We start from the raw sequence: 17,354 nt of genomic DNA on the forward strand, positions 1-17,354 counted from the left end.
CGGGGCTCGCCGCGCCAGTCGCGATAGGCGACGGTCAGCGTGTCCTCGTCCATCATCGCGGCCTGGATGCGCGGCCAGGGGCAGGCATAGATGCAGATCTGCTCGCGCGCAAAGCCGCCGAAGGCGAAGGTCGTGGCCGTCAGCACGCCGATGGTGGTATAGGCGATCGGATGCGCATTGAGCGTGAAGAGATCCACCAGAAGCGTCGGCGCATCGGTGAAATAAAACACCCAGGCGCCACCCGTCGCGGCGGCGATCAACAGCCAGGTGATCCACTTCGTCACGCGCAGGCGGACCTTGCGGAAATCCAGCTTCTTCTGGCGGTGCAGGCGCAGGCGCGCGTTGCGGTCGCCCTCGATCCAGCGCTCCACCAGCACGAAGAGATCCGTCCACACCGTCTGCGGGCAGGCATAGCCGCACCACACCCGGCCAAGCGCCGAGGTGAACAGGAACAACCCAAGCCCCGCCATCACCAGAAGACCCGCGATGAAATAGAATTCATGCGGCCAGATTTCGATCCAGAAAAAGAAAAACCGGCGGCTGCCAAGATCAAGCAGCACCGCCTGATCGGGCAGGTTCGGCCCACGGTCCCAGCGAATCCAGGGCGTGACGTAATAAATCCCCAGGGTGACGAGCATGATCACCCATTTCAGGTTTCTGAATCTTCCATAAACCTTCTTGGGAAAGACAGGTTCTCGGGCGGCATAGAGGCTGGGGGCAGCATCTGGCTGGGATTGAGACAACGGAATCACTCCGGTATTCGCGTTCATTGACAAGGCTGTTGTTTCAGGCACCGCCGGAAAGAGCCTTGATTTGCATCAAATTCTGACTCTGAAACTGATCAATTTACAAGGGCTGTCGCCGCGGCCTGCCGCCGCAACCAGCCGATAAATGCCTTCGCCTTGGGGCGTAGCGGGCCGGGGGCTGTGACAATGAAATAGGCCGTGTCTTCGGGCTCTTCAAACAACAGGCACAGCCGCCCCGCCGAAATATCGTCCTCGACCCATTGGCGCACCGTCAGCGACACGCCCTGCCCCTGGCGGACCCCCTCCAGCAAAAGGTTGCCCGGCACCTGCGTCAAACCCCCGATGCGTACCGAAGCCAGCCCCTTGCGCCTGAGCCAGTCGGTCGATTCCGATGTGCCGTATTCCTGCACCCATGGCAGGTCCAGAAGATCGGCGGGGGCCGTTATCTTGCGCCCCGCAACCAGGCTTGGCGCCGCGACGACCACCAGCGGCGAAACGAACAGGCACTCGGCCTCGACCCCCGGCCAATCGCCCAGCCCGTGGCGGATCGCGATGTCGATTCCGCCCGGCTCCAGCGGGACACGGTCGGGGGTGGGGTTGATCATCACGTCCACATCCGGGTGACGGTTGCGGAAATCCAGCAGCCGGGGCATCAGCCATTGTGCGGCAAAGCCCGGCGTGGTCGATATCTGAAGCGGGCGGTCGGCATCCGCGCCGGTCAGCGCATCGATCGTGCGCGCGATGCTGCCAAAGCCCGCGCTGAGGGAATCGGCAAGACTGCGCCCGGCATCGGTCAACCGCAATACGCGCCCCGTGCGGTCCACCAGCGATACGCCCATATGCGCCTCGAGAGACTTGACCTGCTGGCTGATCGCCGCGTGGCTGACATTGAGCGCCGCCCCCGCCGCGCTGGCCGAGCCGGTATCAGCCAGGGCCGCAAAGGCCCGCAGCGCGGTCAGGGGCGGCATGGAAAGCCAATCCATCATGTAATCCAAACTTACACGTTTCAAACATTCCTGAGTCGCAGGGTGGCAGGTTTTTCCCCATATTCAAAGCATGAAACGTCACTCACAGGAGATCGCCATGTTCAGCGTATTCGCAAAATCTTTCATGACTGCAACCCGGAGCAGCCTCGCGCCACGCCGCGAAACACCCAGCCACTGGTCCCCGGGCGAGCGGTTCGACAACCGCGCCCGCGCCGAGCTCGAGGCTCATAGCGAAGCCCGCCGCCGGGACTGATCCCAGCCTCGGGCGAACGCAAAACAGCAGCGGGCGGCGCCGCTGCATGCTTGACGTTCGAAAGCAGATGTCGGGAAGGTCGGGAAACGCGGGTGGACAGACCGGGCCGCCCGGCGTTAGATAGGTGGCACCGGCTCTCCCAGGAAACGCGCGAACAGGACGGAAGAGCCAGTGCCTGACCCGCGGACGGCAAGCCGCCCGCGGGTGTTCTTATGCCGGTCGTGCGATCACTCGCCACCGCCCAGCTGATGGACATAGGTGGTCACGGCGCGGATCTTGGCTTCGGTCAGTTGCGCGCCACCCATCGGCGGCATCACACCAAAGCGCGAGTTCATCACCGTCTCCTTGACGGTCTCGTAATCCCCGCCATAAAGCCAGATCGCGTCGGTCAGGTTGGGCGCCCCCTGAAAGATGTCGCCCTTGCCGTCGTCGCCATGGCACGCCGCGCAATTGTCGAGGTAGACTTCCTCCCCCGCGGATACCAGCGATGCGTCCTGTGGTTCATAGGCCGGCGACATCGACATGACGTAGTTCACGACCTGTTCGATCTGCGGCTCTTCCAGGATATCGCCGAAGGCGGGCATCTCGGAATAACGCGCATCCGGGTCGTCCTCGTTCCGGATACCGTGGGCGATGGAATAATGGATGTCTTCCATCGTACCACCCCAGAGCCATGCGTCATCCTGAAGGTTGGGATAGCCCTTGGCCCCCGCCGCGCCCGAGCCATGACACTGGGCGCACCAGGTCTTGAACACGGCCTCGCCCGCGGAACGGGCATAACCGGCCAGTTCGGGATCGTCGGCGATCGCGGTCAGTTCGACCGAAGCGAGCCGCTCGTTGATCTCGGAATTGGCGGCCTCGGCCGTGGCGATCTCCTCGGCCACGTTGGCCCGTGTGGACCAGCCCAGGTAGCCCTGTGTCGCGCCCTGAACCATCGGCCAGGCCGGGTAGGCGATCGTGTACCAGATGCCCCATACGATACAGGCGTAAAAGATCCAGAGCCACCAGCGCGGGAGGGGATTGTTATACTCTTCGATCCCGTCCCATTCGTGGCCGGTCGTTTCGACCTCGTTCTTCTTCTTGGGTTGTCTTGCCATGTCAGTCACGCCTCCTTGGCGTCGGCTTCACCGCGCGGAGCGGGTTTGTCTTCATGCCGGAACGGGATGCTGGACGGTTCCTCGTAGGTCTTGGTGGATCCGGGCCGAAGGACCCAGATCACCACCCCGATGAAGAACACGAACAGAAACAGCAGCATCCAGCTATCGGCAAATGCGCGAAGAAAGGTATAGGTTTCCATCTTGTCCTCCCTTACCGGCTCGCCACGGGCGTGAATGTCGAGAAATCGACCAGCGTGCCCAGCATCTGCAGATAGGCGATCAGCGCGTCGGCTTCCGAGATACCCGGCTGCCCGTCGAAGTTGCGCACGTTGACTTTCTCGCCGTAACGCTCGATCAGCCCGTCATAGTCGCCGAACGGGTCGATCTGCGCCTCGAAATCGGCCGCCGCGTTCTCGATCATCTCCTCGGTATAGGGCACACCGATCAGACTGTGGGTCTTGAGAAGATCCGCGATATAGGTCGGCTCGATCATCCGGTTTTCCAGGAAACCGTATTTCGGCATGACCGATTCCGGCACCACGGATTGCGGATCGCGCATGTGGTCCACATGCCACTCGTCCGAATAGCGGCCACCGACGCGGGCAAGGTCCGGCCCTGTCCGCTTGGAGCCCCACTGGAACGGGTGGTCATACTGCGATTCCGCTGCAAGGCTGTAGTGGCCATAGCGTTCGACCTCGTCGCGCATGGGGCGGACCATCTGGCTGTGGCAGACATAGCAGCCCTCACGCACATAGATGTCGCGACCGGTCAGCTCCAGCGGGGTGTAGGGGCGCATGCCCTCTACATCCTCGATGGTGTTTTCCAGCCAGAACAGCGGTGCGATCTGAACGATGCCGCCAATCGTGACCACCAGAAAGGCAAAGATCGACAGAAGCGTGATGTTCTTCTCGAGGATCTTGTGTTTTTCAAGAATGGACATTGAGTCGGTCCCTTTCTTATTCGGCCGGGACAACGGAGTTGCTGGCTTCGACAGCCGGGCTCCGTTTGACGGTCATGAACAGGTTGTAGCACATTATGACTGCGCCAGCGATGTAGAGCACCCCACCAAGACCCCGCACGACATACATCGGGAATTTGGCGGCCACTGTGTCGGCAAAGGCGTTCACGAGGAAACCGTTGGCATCCACTTCGCGCCACATCAGGCCCTCCATGATGCCGGTCACCCACATGGACGCGGCGTAGAGGATGATGCCGATGGTGGCGAGCCAGAAGTGCCAGCTGACCATGCTCAGGCTATAGAGCCGCTCGCGGTTCCACAGTTTCGGCACAAGGAAGTAGAGCGCGCCGAAGGTGATCATGCCGTTCCAGCCAAGCGCGCCGGAGTGCACGTGACCGATGGTCCAGTCGGTGTAATGCGACAACGAGTTGACCGCGCGGATCGACATCATCGGCCCTTCGAAGGTGGACATGCCGTAGAACCCCAGGGAGATCACCATCATCCGGATCACCGGGTCGGTGCGCAGCTTGTCCCAGGCGCCCGAAAGCGTCATCAGGCCGTTGATCATGCCGCCCCAGCTGGGCATCCAGAGCACGATCGAGAATACCATGCCCAGCGTCGAGGCCCAGTCGGGCAGAGCCGTGTAGTGCAGGTGGTGCGGACCGGCCCAGATATACAGGAAGATCAGCGCCCAGAAGTGGATGATCGACAGCTTGTAGCTGAAGACCGGGCGTTCCGCCTGTTTCGGCACGAAATAATACATCATGCCAAGGAACCCGGCGGTCAGGAAGAAGCCCACGGCATTGTGGCCATACCACCATTGCACCATCGCGTCCTGCACGCCTGCGAAGACCTGAACCGACTTCGATCCCCAGATCGAGACCGGGATGCTCAGGTTGTTGAACAGGTGCAGCATCGCCACCGTAACGATGAACGAAAGGAAGAACCAGTTGGCCACGTAGATATGCGGCTCTTTGCGCTTTATGATCGTGCCGAGGAAAACCGCCAGATAGGCCACCCAGACGATGGTGAGCCAGATATCAACATACCATTCCGGTTCGGCGTATTCCTTGGACTGGGTCGACCCCAGCAGGTAACCCGTCGCGGCGAGCACGATGAACAGGTTGTAGCCCCAGAACACGAACCATCCAAGATTACCGCCCCAAAGCCGCGCCGCGCTCGTGCGCTGCACCACGTAGAAGGATGTTGCGATCAAGGCGTTGCCGCCAAACGCAAAGATCACCGCAGAGGTGTGCAGCGGGCGCAGGCGTCCGAAGTTCGCATACCCTTGCGCCCAATCGAAGTTGAGCCCCGGAAACGCCAGTTGGAACGCGATGAATGTCCCGGCGAGGAACCCGACGACAGCCCAGAAGGCGGTTGCGATCACGCCGTAGCGGATCACGCCGTCCATGTAACTCGTTTCCAGCGTCGCCGCCGGCACCGGCTCATCGGTATTGCGCAACGTCCAGAGAAAAAGCCCGGCAGAGACCGCCATGATGATGATGGCGTGAACCTGATAGGCCAAATCGCGCGCGTAGCTCGCAGCGATCATCGCAAAGAGCGTGATCAAACCAAGCGCGATCAGCTTGATATAGTTCAACATTTTTCGTTCCTTCGTCAGTCCCACACGATTCGGCTGCCGCGAGGGCGGTTTTCAGACTGGGTTCTTAATGGGGAAAGTGGCGAAACCTATCCTTGATCTGCATCAATAGAAATTGACGGTTTTCTTGATGGGCATCAAGGCGCTGCGGTTCAGATTGCCGGAGGGTGGCGGCAAGACCATTTCAATCGAGGAGCCACCCATGTCTTTCAAAACGCTTCTGGCTGTTGTTACCGACCAAGCCCATTTGAGCGATACCGTTGCACAGGGCGTGTCGATCGCCCGGGCGCTTGATGCGCATCTGGATGTTGTATGCATTGGTGTCGATCGCACGCAGACGGGATATTACTACGCCGGCATGAACGCGGAGGTGTTGCAGCAGACCCTGCAGCAGGCACAGCAGGATGCCAGCGGTCTGGCCCAGGAGGCGAAGCGTCAACTGGGCAAATCGGACGTGCGCTGGGGCGTGAACGAGACGGTGTGCCAATTGGCCGATATTGCGCGATTTGTCGCGTCCTATGCCCGGTTTGCCGATTTGACGATTGTCCCCCGCCCCTATGGCGACGATCGCGGTGTCGAGCTTGAACCGGCGGTTGAAGGCGCCATGTTCGAGGGGCAGGCCCCGGTGATCGTTCTGCCCGAGGCAGGCCCGGACCTGGCGTTGCCGCAGCGCGTGGCCATTGGCTGGAACGAAAGCGCCGAAGCGCTGAACGCGGTGCGCAGCGCCCTGCCCCTTCTCGTTCAGGCGCAAACTGCGCATATCGTGGTGATCGATCCGCCCAAGCATGGGCCGAACCGTTCGGATCCCGGTGGGCAATTGTCGCAATACCTGGCACGCCACGGGGTGAAGGTGGAGATCGACGTGTTGTCGAAAACCATGCCGCGCGTGTCCGACGTGATGCGGCGGCATGTCACGGACATCGATGCCGACATGATCGTGATGGGCGCTTACGGCCATTCCCGCTTTCGCGAGGCGATTCTTGGCGGCGCCACGCGCAACATGCTGGAAACCTGCGAAGTGCCGGTCTTCATGGCGCATTGAGGTCACGCAGTCTCCGGTTCACCCGGTGAGCAGGCGCAGTCCCTGGGTCACGTCGGAGCGCACGGCAAGACGGAGGCCGGGTTCATCCCCGGCCTTCAGAGCCGATATGATCAACCGGTGGTATTGCGGCGCCTCGGTCCGGCGCAGCCGGCCGTAAAGGGCGCGCATCGTCGGACCCAGCTGCAACCAGACGGTTTCTGCCATCGCCAGCATCGCAGGAGCCTGCGCGCGCAGGTAGAGCGTGCGGTGAAAGTCGAGGTTCGTGCGGATATAGCCCACCGCATCACGGTTCGAGACCACGTCCGAGATGGACCCGTTGATCGTTTGCAAGCGGTCGATCAGCGCGAGATGCGCGCGCGGCAGGGCGCGGCTGGCCAGCTCCACTTCGATCAGGGAGCGCAGCGAGGCGAGTTCTTCGATCCGGTCGTTGGACAGCTCCGGCGTGGACACGCGCCCCGACGCGGACATCGACAGTGCGCCTTCCGCGACAAGGCGCTGAATGGCTTCGCGCGCAGGGGTCATGGAGACATCGAATTCCTTGCCGATGCCCCGGAGCGTGAGTTGTTGTCCTGGCGAAATCTGACCGAACATGATGCGGTTGCGCAGTCCGCGATAGACGCGGTCATGCGCGGATACGGTGGGTTCGGAGGGACGGGTCAGGATGCTCATGCCGGACTGTGATCACAGGCGCAGCGGTGGTCAAGCCTCAAAGCGGAAGCGATGCAGGTTCGGCCCTTCCTGCCGCAACCATTTCCGTTCGGCATCATGCGGGCCGTAGAGATCGCGCACAACCTGCCAGAACGCGGGCGAATGGTTCATTTCCTGGAGATGCGCGACTTCATGCGCCGCGACATAGTCAAGCACGGCCGGCGGGGCGAGGATCAGCCGCCACGAATACATCAGCGCCCCTGCGGACGAACATGACCCCCATCGCGACCGTGTGTCCCGCAGCGTGATGCGCTGGTAGCGGCGCCCGATGCGGCCGGCGTACCGGTCCGAAGCGCGGGTCAGCTCCGCGCGCGCCTGCTCCTTGAGCCATGCCTGAAGTTGCGCGCGTCCCTTTTCAGCCGGTTGCGGCAGCGCGATCACGTTGCCGTCGACCTGCAACCGCTTGCCCGTGCCGTCACGCAGAAAAAACCGCTGTCCGGCCACATCAAGGCTCTGACCCGGCCCAACCGAGGAGGCGGTTGCCTGCTTTGACAGATGCGTGCTGATCCAGCCCTGCTTTTCTGCGGCAAAGGCCAGCGCCTCTTGCTCGGACACGCCGCGCGGCACGGTCAGGGTGACGCCGCCGTCGATCCGCGAGATCCGCAGCGTCATGCGCCGCGCACGCGCATTTTTTCGCAGGTTTATTGTGATTCCGGGGTTGCCGGGAAGAGTTCTGACGCCCATTTGATGCTCGACATGATCCGCGACGCAAAGCCTTTGACACCGGTTCGGTGATATGGCACTTGGCGCGGATTGTCGATATGACCACGCAATTGAAGGGGATGACCCATGCCCAAAGAAGAATGGGGCGTCAAACGCCTTTGCCCAACCACGGGCAAGCGTTTCTATGACCTGAACAACGACCCGATCATCAGCCCCTATACAGGCGAAGTGGTGGAAGTGGCGACCGGCAAGACCCGCATGATTGCGGCGGACGCCGAGGACCGCCAGACCAAGACCACCGCCGAAAGCTCGGAAAAATCCGAGGCGTTGGAAGAGGATGATGTCGAAGTCGAACTGGCCGATGACGTTCTGGAAGACGATGACGACGACAATGTTTCGCTTGACGAGATTGCCGATGTCGCCAACGAGGATAACGATTAATTTTCCGGCGCCGGGGCGGAATCACGCTTGATCCTGCCCCCGCCATTGCTTAATGCAATGTTCACAATCGGGGCCTTAGCTCAGCTGGGAGAGCGCTTGCATGGCATGCAAGAGGTCAGGGGTTCGATCCCCCTAGGCTCCACCAATTTTCCTTTTTTACGCTGAACCTTGGCAGCTTCTTTGAAAAGAGGGGCTGATCTTTGGCGTTTTGCTGACCGGATTTCGGCACGCGCCGCAGAGGCGGTACGAGAGCAGGTCCGGACCCTTGGGCCATGTCGGCCGCGCCGATCGCTGCCAGAGTTGCCAGGATCTGTTCGGTGCCTCGTCAGTACCTGTGCCGCGCTGTCAGGTTCTTGGTCTGCAAAGCTATTGCCCGGGACCTGCGCGCTCCGTGCCGGGGGCGGCATCGCCGTTTGCCTCGATGTCGGCGATATAGCCCTGCATTTCGGCAATCTCGTTGCGCTGCGCCTCGATGATCGCTTCTGCCAAGGCTTGAACCCGCGGGTCAGACAGGTTGGCACGTTCGCTCGTCAGAACAGCAATGGAGTGATGCGGGATCATGGCCTTCATCCAGGCGACATCGCCCACCGTGGCCTGCGAACGGACAAGCCCGACACCCAGGCCAAGCGCGATCAGGCCGCCTGCAAAGATCGCGATGTTCGCCCTGCGGTTGGAATACATGCCCAGCATGAACGACAGCATGATGATCGCCATCGCGCCACCCATGTAGAGCGCCATCCACATGCGGGTCTGGGAAAAAAAGACATGATCCAGCACGTAGGTGTTCAGATACATCAACCCGAACATGACGATCGTCGAGGTGGCGATCATGGCAAGAAAGCGCAGGTAGTTGCCGGACCCGTGGTTGCTGCTGTGTTGCCTTGACGACGTTTGCGGGTTTGGTGACGCCTGATCTGCCATGGTCGTTTCCTATTTTCCTGTTGCCGAGTGGACAACACGGAAAAGGTGGGACCCGTTCCAAAAGAAACATGATCCGCGCGTTGCGCGCGCTGTGGTCAAGCCCGTGCCAGCGGCGGCAACGGACTTACCTGACGCGCAGGACGATCCTAATGCGCTTGCGCCCAGTTGGCACCCTGCCCCGCATCCGCGACCAGGGGGACAGCCAGCTTGATCACCGGATCGGCGGCCCCCTCCATCACATCGCGGGCCGCCTTGATCAGGTCATCCTCGGCGCCCTGATCCACTTCGAACAGCAATTCGTCATGGACCTGGAGCAGCATCTTTGCAGGCAGCCCCGCAATCGCATCGGGCATACGCACCATCGCGCGGCGGATGATGTCAGCGGCGGTGCCCTGGATCGGAGCATTGATCGCAGCGCGCTTGGCAAAACCGGCACGCGGGCCCTTGGCGGTAATCTCGGGCGTGTGGATCACGCGGCCGAACAGGGTTTCGACGCGTTTGTGTTTCTTGGCGAATTCGGTCGTTTCCTCCATGTAGGCCTTGATGCCCGGGAAGCGTTCGAAATAGCGGTCGATGAACCCCTGCGCCTCGGATCTTGGAATGCGCAGGTTGCGGGCGAGACCAAACCCGGAGATGCCGTAGATCACTCCGAAATTGATCGCCTTGGCCTGACGGCGCACATCCGGAGTCATCTCGTCCAGCGGCACGTTGAACATTTCCGACGCCGTGGCGGCGTGGATATCCTGACCCTCCTTGAACGCGTCCTTGAGCGCCTGGATGTCGGCGATATGGGCAAGGATGCGCAGCTCGATCTGGGAGTAGTCGAGCGCGACAAGCGTCTTGCCTTGTTCGGCCACAAAGGCTTCGCGGATGCGCCGGCCTTCCTCGGACCGGATCGGGATGTTTTGCAGGTTCGGATCGGTCGAGGCCAGTCGTCCGGTATTGGCCCCGGCGATGGAATAGGATGTGTGAACGCGGCCCGTTTCCGGGTTGATGTGGTCCTGAAGCGCGTCGGTATAGGTCGATTTCAGCTTGGACAACTGCCGCCAGTCAAGCACCCGGCGCGGCAATTCATGTTCCGTGGCCAGGTCTTCGAGGACATCCGCACCGGTGGCATACGCACCAGTCTTGCCACGTTTGCCGCCTTCGATCCCCATTTCATCGAACAGGATTTCGCCCAGTTGCTTGGGGCTGCCCACGTTGAATTTGCGGCCCGCGAGCTGGTAAATCTCATCTTCAAGACCGCCCATTTTCTGGCTGAAGGCGTTGGACATGCGGCTGAGCGTGTCGCGGTCCACCTTGATCCCGTTTCTTTCCATCCCGGCCAGAACGGGAACCAGGGGGCGCTCCATCCCTTCGTAGACGCGGGTGACCTTGACCTGGTGCAATTGCGGTTTGAACATCAACCACAGGCGCAGCGTGATCTCGGCATCCTCTGCGGCATAGCGGGTGGCGGTTTCGATTGGCACGCGGTCGAAGGTCTTCTGGCTCTTGCCACTGCCGATCAGGTCCTTGATCGGGATAGGGACGTGGCCCAGGTAGCGTTCGCTGAGGGTGTCCATGCCATGGCCGTGCAGCCCCGCGTTCATCGCGTAGGACATCAGCATCGTGTCGTCGATGGGATCGATGTCGATCCCGTAACGCGACATGATCTTCGTGTCGTATTTCATGTTCTGGCCGATCTTCATGACCGACCGGTCGACGAGCAATGGCTTGAGCGCATCCAGCGCCTCTTGCAGCGGGATTTGACCCTCTGAAAGCTCATCCGAGCCAAAGAGCCCGTCACCACCTTCGGACTTGTGACCAAGCGGGACATAGCACGCCTTGCCCGGTGAGACGCAAAGCGACAGGCCAACAAGCTCGGCCGTCATGTCGTTGAGACCGGTGGTTTCGGTGTCAAAGGCGACATGGCCGATCTCCGTCGCCGCGTCGATCCAGCTTTTCAGGCTTTCCAGATCGCGGATGCACTCATAGCCGTCGGGGGTGATCGCGGGAAGCGTCGGAGCGTCCCCCTCGGGCGGGTTGGCGCCTTCCGGGGTGGTATCCTCGATCACCGGGGCCTCGACCTCGAGCGCGTCGGCGATGCGCTTGGTCAGGGTGCGGAATTCCATTTCGGTCAGGAACGCCATCAGGCGCTCCGGATCCGGGTCGCGCACTTCGAGATCGTCGAGCGTGAAATCGAGCGGCGTGTTGGCGTCAAGCAGGACAAGTTTCTTGCTGAGCTCGATCTGGTCGCGCTTGTCGATGAGCGTCTGGCGGCGCTTCGGCTGCGTGATCTCTTCGGCGCGGTCCAGAAGCTCTTCCAGAGACCCGAATTCGTTGATGAGCATGGCCGCCGTCTTGATCCCGATGCCCGGCGCGCCCGGCACGTTGTCGACGCTGTCGCCGGCCAATGCCTGCACATCGACCACACGGTCGGGCCAGACGCCGAATTTCTCGAACACGCCGTCACGGTCGATGCGGCGGCTTTTCATCGCATCGAGCATTTCGACACCACCGCCGACAAGCTGCATCAGGTCCTTGTCCGAGGAAATGATCGTCACGCGCCCGCCGGCCTGGCGGGCCTGCTCGGACAGCGTGGCGATGATATCGTCGGCTTCGAAACCCTCCTTTTCCTTGCAGGCGATATTGAACGCCTCGGTGGCTTGGCGGGTCAGCGGAATCTGCGGCCGCAGGTCTTCGGGCATCGCCTCGCGATTGGCCTTGTACTGGTCGTACATGTCGTTGCGAAACGTGTGACTGCCCTTGTCGAAGATCACCGCGATATGGGTCGGGGCGTCGGGGCCGTGATTCCCCTCCACGTATTTTTGCAGCATGTTGCAAAAACCCGAGACCGCCCCGATGGGCAGTCCATCCGATTTCCGGGTCAGCGGCGGCAGCGCGTGATAGGCGCGAAAGATGAAGGCCGAGCCATCGATCAGGTGTAGATGGTGTCCCTTGCCGAATGCCATGTCGCGCGCCCCTTTGCTTGGATTGGCTCTGGTGTGCCACGGACGGCAAGACGGTTCCAGTGCCAACATCGCGCAGATGTGCCGGCGTCTCCGATCCCGGTCAATTGATCCGCGCGGCGCGATCAAAGCGCGACAAGACGCGGGCCAGCAGAACGATAACGGCGCCAACGCCGGCGAAGGCAATGAGCAGGCCAAGGATGTTGACCACGGTGCGCGCCAGGCCCAGATCGGCCAGGTCGAGGAAGAAATACGGATAGTCACCATCGACCTGAGCGCGGGTCATGGCATAGAGGCAATACACCAACGGCAGGATCAGCCAATAGGGGATATCACCGAGCCGCAGACCGGATTTCGGCACGAAAGCCAGCCAGAACAGCGCAAAGCCCAGGGGAATGGCGGTATGAAGCATGATATCGACGAGCCGGTCGATGCCTGCAAAGTCATTCATCTGCGCCAGAAGCGCATGGTACACAGCCGCGACGATGATGATGGAAAGCAGAAGGTTGCTGAGCCTCCGGGCCCTGATCGGCAAGCCCAGCGCAACGGCCGCACAGGCCAGCCCGATCAGCGTGTTGGTCCAGATGGTGTAAAACAGGTACATGCCCCAGAGCGCCTCGGCCCCGTTTTCTCCGTCGACATTCACGCGCAGCCAGAGCCGAGTTGCGAGGGACGCCATGACGGAAACCGCGATGGTCGCGGCACAGGCGCGGGCCAGGGTCACGTGTCTTGCTGGTCGGCGAAATCCTTGTGAATGAACTTCGCATCGCAGTATCCGCATTCGACCCAGCCGGTGTCCGGCGGGATTTGCAGCCAGACGCGCGGGTGGCCCAAGGCCCCGCCGCCGCCATCACAGGCGATGCGATAGCTGTCCACGATCTTGGTTTCGGGCGCTTGCGTGGCCATCTGCTGCGTTTCCTTTGTGTGTGTTTTCCACTAGGTGCGGTTTAGGACGACACGGCTCAAGGGGCAAGAGACAGCGATGACACAGGACGCCATAGAGATAAACGCGCTGCGCAAGGTCTATGCGGGAGGCAAGGAGGCGCTGACGGACATCGACCTCGCGGTGCCGCGCGGATCGGTGTTCGGGCTCTTGGGACCGAACGGTGCGGGAAAGTCCACGCTGATCAATATCCTCGCGGGGCTGGTCACCAAAACCTCGGGACAGGTGACGATCTGGGGCTGGGATCAGGACGTGAACCCGCGCCAGTCGCGGGCCTCGATCGGGGTCATGCCGCAGGAGCTGAACCTCGACCCGTTCTTCACACCGCGCGGCGCGCTTGAGGTGCAGGCCGGGCTTTACGGCGTGCCAAAGTCGGACCGTCGTTCGGACGAGATCCTCGAGATGGTCGGTCTCAGCGACAAGGCCGAAGCCTATGCGCGGACCCTCTCGGGAGGGATGCGGCGACGTCTGCTTTTGGGCAAGGCGCTGGTGCACCGGCCGCATGTCCTGGTCCTCGACGAGCCGACGGCGGGGGTGGATATCGAGTTGCGGCAGATGCTTTGGGAGAACGTCCGCAAGCTCAACCGCGAGTCAGGCATGACGATCATCCTGACGACGCATTACCTCGAAGAGGCCGAGGAGATGTGCGACGAGATCGCGATCATCAATCACGGCGCGGTGGTGGCAAGGGACAGCACACGCAACCTGCTGGGGCAGCTCGATGCCAAGACGATGGTGATCCAGCCCGATGCGCCGGTCGGGGCGTTGCCGGGCGTGAACGGGATCACTGTCATACCGCGCGAGGATGGGACGCTCGCGGTCAGTTACCGCGCGCGGCAGACCTCGGCAGAAGATGTTCTGGCTCTCTTGCGCGACAATGGTGTGCGGGTTCGCGATGTGCGCACCGAGCAGGCCGATCTGGAGGATGTTTTCCTGTCGCTCACCCGGTCGGGGTGAGCGGAGAAGCGTTTTCGAAAACGCTTGGACCGCAATTTCGAAATTGCGGTAAAGGCCGGCTGCGCGGCCTTTACGGCGCGGGCTGCAACATTCGGCCAAGACCCCGACCGCCGAGCACATGGATGTGCAGATGCGGCACTTCCTGCACCCCTGCCTCACCCGCGTTGGAGATGATGCGGTAGCCGTTTTCCTGCACGCCTTCCCGCTTGCACACCTCGCCCCCGGAGCGGGTGAAATCGACAATCTCGGCATCGCTCGCGTCGCGGGCGAAATGATCGTAGCAGACATACGGCCCTTTCGGGATCACCAACACATGCACCGGCGCCTGTGGCTGGATATCCCGGAAGGCCAGCGTGTGTTCGGTTTCCAGGACGGTGTCGTTCGGAATCTCTCCGCGCAGGATCTTGGCGAAAATGTTCTGGTCGTCATAGACATAGGTCATGTCTGGTATCCTCAGTCAGCAAAAAGGTGATCTGTCTGCGCGATTTGGAGCGCTTGGTTGGGCGCGATGGACAAGAAGCCGGCGAGCGCGGCGGCGTTGACGTCGATGCTGTCATCCTCGCGGATGCGGGTGTGGTTCTCGAACTCGGCGTCGCGGATGCGGTCGCTTTCATGCAGGATATCGTTGCGGATGGTCGGCAAGAGCCGTTCAAGGGTTTCACGTGGCGTGCGGTCTCCGGCGAGGCCAACGCGCATGGCGTGACCGATCAGGTAGTCGTCGGAAAACGCGCAATCCACTTCGAGCAGCCGCGTGGTGGCGCGGTCGCGGCAGAAATCCTCGAGCAGGTCGAGATTGCCGGGGTCCATACACACCACCATGCGGTCGGAATCGTAATAATCGAACAGCATCCGCATCAGCGACCGGCGGTGGCGGTGGCGTTTGCCCAGCGTGGTCTGGATGCCGCCCATATCCGGGAGTTCGGTGTTCTCTTCGTTGAAGAGATATTCGATGCAGGGGATGTTTGTCAGCTGGCTGATCCGCGAGACAAGGCGTTTCGCCACATGCCATTTCTTGCACACTACGATAAGCAATTCGCGTTCGCGGCCCAGCGTGCTTTCAGTTTCCCAGAACCGCGGCGCAAACCGGCGGCCGATGCGGCCCTTGCCCGTAAGGAATTTGTAAAGCGAGCGGCCCTCGTTGGAAATCTCGAAATTCACACCCCGGGCAGAGTAGAGCGTGCCCAGCCGTTCCTTGAGATAGAGCGCCTCGGGGCTGATCTTGCGCGCGAACAGGAAATCCTGGCTGAGCAGGAGATCATAATGGTCATTATAGAAGGTGACCGGCATGCCGTAATCCGAGAACATCAGGAAGGTGAGGGTCCGGCACTCGATTTCCTGTTCGGGCACCAGGTGGCGGACCAGGGTCTGGAAAAACGTCTCGTCCGGGATCCAGGTGGTGCTGAAAAACCGTTTGACATCGGGGCGTTGGCGCAAGAACGCCAGGATCGCCTCGACCGTCCGGCGGCGCAAACACCACCATTGGCTGCCGATCTGGATTTCCAGGTCTTCCGGGATCTTGCGGGTCAACCCAAGGCGCTGTTGCAGGCGGTAGCTTTTGTAGAAGATCCATTTCTGGGAGCGTTCGTTGAAGAAATGGCGGTAGATCAACCGCTCTTCCTTCATCCCCGTCTTGATCCAGTCGGAGTTGAAGAAATCGAAACTCTCGATGAAATCGGCGTCAAGGCGGTCAAGATACTCATGCGCGTATTCGGCGGTCTTGATTGCCTGGCAGTCGCCCGAGAGCATGTAAAAATGCGTCGCGCGCGGAAAGGCTTCGACCGCGGCCTCGACCGCGTGGAGCGTCGCCTGCACCAGCGACCATTCCCCCCATCCGCATTTGATGCGTTTTTTGGAAAAGGTGACGTTGGGATTGTCCGACAGGGCCGTCTGGATGGTCTTGAACGCGGCCGCATCGGCGCGCGCGTCGAAATGGATGGAGATGAAATCGCCAACGGCCGTCAGGCTGAGCGCCTGCCGGATGATTGCATCGGGATCCTTGTGGCACAGCAATATGAAGGCAATATTTGCCATTCAGTGGTTCTTCTGCCCTATCTTTACCTCATTACATCTTGATAAGCACGTTCAGCGATTGAATAAACCGGATTTCTTTGTTTTTTTGTTAATCGTTCCGGAAGACAACAAACTGGGACGTGGCTGGAGGCGGCAGATTATGGGATTTCCCGGAACGTGGATGACCGAGAGCGAGAGCATGGTCTACCGCGTGGTTCCAAAATGCGCATGCTCGACCATTGGTCAGATCATGTTTTTTTCGGATCACGGTACATTCTTTGACGGCGATATTCATGACGCCCAGAGCGGGCTGCACAAATGGGCGCTCGACCCGAGCCGCGAACCGATCAAGAAGCGGATCCAGTCGCAGGACACATATGCCTTCACCTGCGTGCGCAATCCCTACACCCGCATCCTGAGTTCGTTTTTCGACAAGATCTGCGGCATCCAGCGCAACGGAAAACGCTACCGCGGCAATCTTGTGCCGCTCTTGATCCAGAAATACGGGATCGAGGTGGGGGGCGACGACGGCAAGCAGGAATTCGACCAGATCAAGAGCTTTCGCCGGTTCCTGCTGTTCGCGCGCGACACGATCCGCTGGCGACGGCCGATGGACCCTGACATTCACTGGTCGGCGATGTCGGGACATATCAGCACCTTCATCGTGAACGGCGGGCGCTACGATCACATCTTCTGGACCGAAAGCTTCAACGACGGAATGGCCGAAGTACTGCAATCGGTCGAGACCAAGAACCCCGTCGATCTGGCCAAAATCCCGCGTTTCAACGAAAGCGAGGGGCATGGCCCCAAGCGCGCGCATCCGGTCGAGGATTACTTCGATGACCTGTCGATGCATCTGGTCTACGAGATTTACAAAAAGGACTTCCAACTGTTCCGCTATGATTTCGAGAATCCGGGCAACAAGATGCCGATTGGCGAGATCGACCTCGAAGAGGTACATGCAAAGCTGGGCGATTGAGCCGAACACTCTCGGGCGGGGCGTCGCCCCCCCCCATCACACCGGCGTTCCGGTCTCTGGCCGTGCGATCCCGCCGCTCGGACAGGCGCAGAAGCGGGGTCT

The 17,354-nt window shown here is 61.0% G+C and carries 19 protein-coding genes and 1 tRNA gene; 6 read left to right on the forward strand and 14 right to left on the reverse strand.

Annotated features, from left to right (window positions below; translation table 11 throughout):
• The coding region (locus LCF59_RS13545; RefSeq protein ID WP_292288145.1) for a 4Fe-4S dicluster domain-containing protein at positions 1-770 on the reverse strand (770 nt) is incomplete at its 3' end.
• Positions 771-841: 71 nt separating this feature from the next.
• Positions 842-1,729 carry a LysR family transcriptional regulator gene (locus LCF59_RS13550; protein WP_292288146.1) on the reverse strand — a complete coding sequence of 296 codons (888 nt, stop codon included), beginning with the start codon at positions 1,727-1,729 and terminating at the stop codon, positions 842-844.
• Positions 1,730-1,829: 100 nt separating this feature from the next.
• On the opposite strand from LCF59_RS13550, the gene LCF59_RS13555 reads away from it, so the two are divergent.
• A complete protein-coding gene (locus LCF59_RS13555) occupies positions 1,830-1,985 on the forward strand; it encodes a hypothetical protein (protein WP_292288147.1) in 156 nt (51 codons plus the stop codon).
• 227 nt (positions 1,986-2,212) lie between these two features.
• On the opposite strand, the gene ccoP is transcribed toward LCF59_RS13555, so the two are convergent.
• The 4 genes from ccoP to ccoN are packed head-to-tail and all read right to left on the reverse strand — an operon-like array spanning position 2,213 to position 5,643.
• Entirely contained in the window at positions 2,213-3,082 is an 870-nt protein-coding gene (gene ccoP, locus LCF59_RS13560) for a cytochrome-c oxidase, cbb3-type subunit III (RefSeq protein WP_292288148.1), read from the reverse strand.
• A 5-nt stretch (positions 3,083-3,087) separates the two neighbouring features.
• Positions 3,088-3,282 (reverse strand): cbb3-type cytochrome c oxidase subunit 3, encoded by a 195-nt coding sequence (locus LCF59_RS13565; RefSeq protein ID WP_292288149.1) that lies wholly within the window; start codon positions 3,280-3,282, stop codon positions 3,088-3,090.
• A gap of 11 nt (positions 3,283-3,293) precedes the next feature.
• The gene (ccoO, locus tag LCF59_RS13570; RefSeq protein WP_292288150.1) at positions 3,294-4,022 is read right to left on the reverse strand and encodes a cytochrome-c oxidase, cbb3-type subunit II; all 729 of its coding nucleotides are present in this window, start codon (positions 4,020-4,022) and stop codon (positions 3,294-3,296) included.
• A gap of 16 nt (positions 4,023-4,038) precedes the next feature.
• On the reverse strand, positions 4,039-5,643 hold the full coding sequence (ccoN, locus tag LCF59_RS13575) for a cytochrome-c oxidase, cbb3-type subunit I (RefSeq protein ID WP_292288151.1): 1,605 nt from the start codon (positions 5,641-5,643) through the stop codon (positions 4,039-4,041).
• Positions 5,644-5,842: 199 nt separating this feature from the next.
• On the opposite strand from ccoN, the gene LCF59_RS13580 reads away from it, so the two are divergent.
• Complete coding sequence (locus LCF59_RS13580) at positions 5,843-6,682, forward strand: universal stress protein (protein ID WP_292288152.1); 840 nt, start codon at positions 5,843-5,845, stop codon at positions 6,680-6,682.
• An 18-nt stretch (positions 6,683-6,700) separates the two neighbouring features.
• On the opposite strand, the gene LCF59_RS13585 is transcribed toward LCF59_RS13580, so the two are convergent.
• On the reverse strand, positions 6,701-7,351 hold the full coding sequence (locus LCF59_RS13585; RefSeq protein WP_292288153.1) for a GntR family transcriptional regulator: 651 nt from the start codon (positions 7,349-7,351) through the stop codon (positions 6,701-6,703).
• Positions 7,352-7,381: 30 nt separating this feature from the next.
• Positions 7,382-8,002, reverse strand: coding sequence for a M48 family metallopeptidase (locus LCF59_RS13590; RefSeq protein WP_367273405.1), 621 nt, complete (start codon positions 8,000-8,002; stop codon positions 7,382-7,384).
• Positions 8,003-8,179: 177 nt separating this feature from the next.
• Between LCF59_RS13590 and LCF59_RS13595 the strand changes: the two genes are divergently transcribed.
• Complete coding sequence (locus tag LCF59_RS13595; RefSeq protein WP_292288155.1) at positions 8,180-8,494, forward strand: TIGR02300 family protein; 315 nt, start codon at positions 8,180-8,182, stop codon at positions 8,492-8,494.
• A gap of 69 nt (positions 8,495-8,563) precedes the next feature.
• Positions 8,564-8,639: transfer RNA gene (locus tag LCF59_RS13600), tRNA-Ala, on the forward strand.
• 221 nt (positions 8,640-8,860) lie between these two features.
• Here LCF59_RS13600 and LCF59_RS13605 read toward each other — a convergent pair.
• The 4 genes from LCF59_RS13605 to LCF59_RS13620 form a co-directional block, all read right to left on the reverse strand.
• Positions 8,861-9,325 carry a DUF305 domain-containing protein gene (locus LCF59_RS13605; RefSeq protein ID WP_292288198.1) on the reverse strand — a complete coding sequence of 155 codons (465 nt, stop codon included), beginning with the start codon at positions 9,323-9,325 and terminating at the stop codon, positions 8,861-8,863.
• A 236-nt stretch (positions 9,326-9,561) separates the two neighbouring features.
• Positions 9,562-12,366: a DNA polymerase I gene (gene polA, locus LCF59_RS13610; RefSeq protein WP_292288156.1), complete on the reverse strand. Its 2,805-nt coding sequence runs from the start codon at positions 12,364-12,366 to the stop codon at positions 9,562-9,564.
• Between the two features lie 100 nt (positions 12,367-12,466).
• Positions 12,467-13,087, reverse strand: coding sequence for a Pr6Pr family membrane protein (locus LCF59_RS13615; RefSeq protein WP_292288157.1), 621 nt, complete (start codon positions 13,085-13,087; stop codon positions 12,467-12,469).
• Entirely contained in the window at positions 13,084-13,269 is a 186-nt protein-coding gene (locus LCF59_RS13620; protein ID WP_292288158.1) for a zinc-finger domain-containing protein, read from the reverse strand. The genes LCF59_RS13615 and LCF59_RS13620 overlap by 4 nt, the downstream gene beginning before the upstream one ends.
• A 76-nt stretch (positions 13,270-13,345) precedes the next feature.
• Here LCF59_RS13620 and LCF59_RS13625 point away from each other — a divergent pair, with 76 nt between their 5' ends.
• Positions 13,346-14,263 carry an ABC transporter ATP-binding protein gene (locus LCF59_RS13625; protein WP_292288159.1) on the forward strand — a complete coding sequence of 306 codons (918 nt, stop codon included), beginning with the start codon at positions 13,346-13,348 and terminating at the stop codon, positions 14,261-14,263.
• Positions 14,264-14,333: 70 nt separating this feature from the next.
• Here LCF59_RS13625 and LCF59_RS13630 read toward each other — a convergent pair whose 3' ends face one another.
• Entirely contained in the window at positions 14,334-14,705 is a 372-nt protein-coding gene (locus tag LCF59_RS13630) for a histidine triad nucleotide-binding protein (protein WP_292288160.1), read from the reverse strand.
• An 11-nt stretch (positions 14,706-14,716) separates the two neighbouring features.
• Positions 14,717-16,294, reverse strand: coding sequence for a DUF5928 domain-containing protein (locus LCF59_RS13635; protein WP_292288161.1), 1,578 nt, complete (start codon positions 16,292-16,294; stop codon positions 14,717-14,719).
• Between the two features lie 139 nt (positions 16,295-16,433).
• Between LCF59_RS13635 and LCF59_RS13640 the strand changes: the two genes are divergently transcribed.
• On the forward strand, positions 16,434-17,252 hold the full coding sequence (locus tag LCF59_RS13640; RefSeq protein WP_292288162.1) for a sulfotransferase family protein: 819 nt from the start codon (positions 16,434-16,436) through the stop codon (positions 17,250-17,252).
• Positions 17,253-17,354: the final 102 nt, after the last annotated feature.

The organism is Marivita sp. (genome assembly GCF_020055675.1).
Classification (GTDB): Bacteria; Pseudomonadota; Alphaproteobacteria; order Rhodobacterales; family Rhodobacteraceae; genus Marivita.

Bases quoted from the DNA above. Each gene is read 5' to 3' on its own strand.
- LCF59_RS13590 (WP_367273405.1), bottom strand. From the start codon at position 8,002: ATGACGCTGCGGATCTCGCGGATCGACGGCGGCGTCACCCTGACCGTG.
- LCF59_RS13640 (WP_292288162.1), top strand. From the start codon at position 16,434: ATGGGATTTCCCGGAACGTGGATGACCGAGAGCGAGAGCATGGTCTAC.
- LCF59_RS13605 (WP_292288198.1), bottom strand. From the start codon at position 9,325: ATGATCGCCACCTCGACGATCGTCATGTTCGGGTTGATGTATCTGAAC.
- LCF59_RS13630 (WP_292288160.1), bottom strand. From the start codon at position 14,705: ATGACCTATGTCTATGACGACCAGAACATTTTCGCCAAGATCCTGCGC.
- LCF59_RS13565 (WP_292288149.1), bottom strand. From the start codon at position 3,282: ATGGAAACCTATACCTTTCTTCGCGCATTTGCCGATAGCTGGATGCTG.
- polA (WP_292288156.1), bottom strand. From the start codon at position 12,366: ATGGCATTCGGCAAGGGACACCATCTACACCTGATCGATGGCTCGGCC.
- LCF59_RS13585 (WP_292288153.1), bottom strand. From the start codon at position 7,351: ATGAGCATCCTGACCCGTCCCTCCGAACCCACCGTATCCGCGCATGAC.
- ccoN (WP_292288151.1), bottom strand. From the start codon at position 5,643: ATGTTGAACTATATCAAGCTGATCGCGCTTGGTTTGATCACGCTCTTT.
- ccoO (WP_292288150.1), bottom strand. From the start codon at position 4,022: ATGTCCATTCTTGAAAAACACAAGATCCTCGAGAAGAACATCACGCTT.
- LCF59_RS13625 (WP_292288159.1), top strand. From the start codon at position 13,346: ATGACACAGGACGCCATAGAGATAAACGCGCTGCGCAAGGTCTATGCG.
- LCF59_RS13550 (WP_292288146.1), bottom strand. From the start codon at position 1,729: ATGGATTGGCTTTCCATGCCGCCCCTGACCGCGCTGCGGGCCTTTGCG.
- LCF59_RS13555 (WP_292288147.1), top strand. From the start codon at position 1,830: ATGTTCAGCGTATTCGCAAAATCTTTCATGACTGCAACCCGGAGCAGC.
- LCF59_RS13580 (WP_292288152.1), top strand. From the start codon at position 5,843: ATGTCTTTCAAAACGCTTCTGGCTGTTGTTACCGACCAAGCCCATTTG.
- LCF59_RS13635 (WP_292288161.1), bottom strand. From the start codon at position 16,294: ATGGCAAATATTGCCTTCATATTGCTGTGCCACAAGGATCCCGATGCA.
- ccoP (WP_292288148.1), bottom strand. From the start codon at position 3,082: ATGGCAAGACAACCCAAGAAGAAGAACGAGGTCGAAACGACCGGCCAC.
- LCF59_RS13595 (WP_292288155.1), top strand. From the start codon at position 8,180: ATGCCCAAAGAAGAATGGGGCGTCAAACGCCTTTGCCCAACCACGGGC.
- LCF59_RS13620 (WP_292288158.1), bottom strand. From the start codon at position 13,269: ATGGCCACGCAAGCGCCCGAAACCAAGATCGTGGACAGCTATCGCATC.